This window comes from Acidovorax sp. KNOB132, assembly GCF_057541515.1.
On record NZ_BAAJYT010000488.1, the window covers coordinates 1 to 1591 of the forward strand.

At 71.7% G+C, this 1591-nt stretch carries 1 protein-coding gene; it reads left to right on the plus strand.

What is annotated here, in order from left to right:
* Nucleotides 1-1591: DUF1800 domain-containing protein (locus AC27IO_RS23995; RefSeq protein WP_498741175.1), on the plus strand; the 1591-nt coding region annotated here is incomplete at both ends.

Sequence of the window (1591 nt, forward strand, 5' to 3'; positions counted from 1 at the left end):
CCCAGCGCGCCGCCTGCGACAGGCAGCCCCGCCCCCAGCCCGGCGCCCTCGGGCGGCGGCACGGGGGCCGTGAACGCCCCGGCCACCGACGAGGAGGCCGCGCGGTTTCTGCTGCAGGCGCAGTTCTCGGCCACCGACGAATCCATCGCCGAGGTGCGCGGCCAGGGCTACGCCGCCTGGCTGGCCAACCAGTTCGCCCAGCCCATCGGCACCACGGGCACCGACTGGCTCACCCAGCGCGGCTACGGCGTGGCCAATGCCGACACGCGCTTCTACAACGCGGCCTACCCGGCCGACTTCATGCTGTGGAACCAGCTGTTCACCGCGGGCGACGCGGTGCGCAAGCGCGTGGCGCTGGCCCTGTCGGAGATCATGGTGGTCTCGGTCAACGGCCTGGACCAGACCTGGAACGCCTTCCTGGCCGCCGGCTACTGGGACGTGCTGAACACGCACGCGCTCGGCAACTTCCGCGCGCTGCTGGAGGCCGTGACGCTGAACCCGGCCATGGGCGTGTACCTGAATACGCGCGGCAACCAGAAGGAAGACGCCCGCACCGGCCGCCAGCCCGACGAGAACTACGCCCGCGAAGTGATGCAGCTGTTCACGCTGGGCCTGTACCAGCTCAACGCCGACGGCACCGAGCAGCGCGACGGCAGCGGCAACCGGCTGGAGACCTACACCGCCGCCGACGTGAGCAACCTGGCGCGCGTGTTCACCGGCTACGACTACGACCGCAGCCAGAACCAGCCCACCACCGTGGGCACCAGCACCGTGCCCAGCCCGCAGCAGGCCCGGCTGCCGATGGTGCTGACCGCCAGCCGGCATTCCACGCTGGCCGCCACGTTCCTGGGCACCACCGTCGGGGCCGGCACGCCCGGCGAGGCGGCGCTCAAGACGGCGCTCGATACCCTCTTCAACCACCCCAACGTCGGCCCGTTCATCGGCCGCCAGCTCATCCAGCGCCTGGTGACCAGCAACCCCAGCCCCGCCTACGTGGCGCGCGTGGCGGCGGCGTTCGCCAACAACGGCAGCGGCACCCGGGGCGACCTGCGCGCGGTGGTGGCCGCCGTGCTGCTCGACACCGAAGCACGCAGCGCCACGGGGCTGGCGAACCCGCAGTTCGGCCGCCTGCGCGAGCCCATGGTGCGCTTCGTGCAATGGGGCCGCACCTTCGGGCTGCGCTCCGCGCAGGGCAGCTGGAAGATCGGCGACCTGAGCGACCCCGCCACGCGCCTGGGGCAAAGCCCGATGCGCGCGGGGTCGGTGTTCAACTTCTTTCGCCCCGGCTACGTGCCGCCGGCCACCGCCATGGCCGCCAACGGCCAGGTCGCGCCGGAGTTCCAGATCGTCAACGAAACCAGCGTGAGCGGCTACCTGAACTTCATGCAGAACGCCATCCGCAACGGCATCTTCGTGAACGCGCCCGACCTGCCGCAAAACGCCAGCAACGCGAGCAACGGCTTCGACATCGCCTGCACCTACGCCAACCTGCTGCCGCTGGTGGCCGACGCCACGGCCCTGGTGCGCAAGGCGGCGCTGCTGCTGTCGGCGGGCCAGGTGTCCGCCGCCACGCAGGGCCGCATCGTGGCCG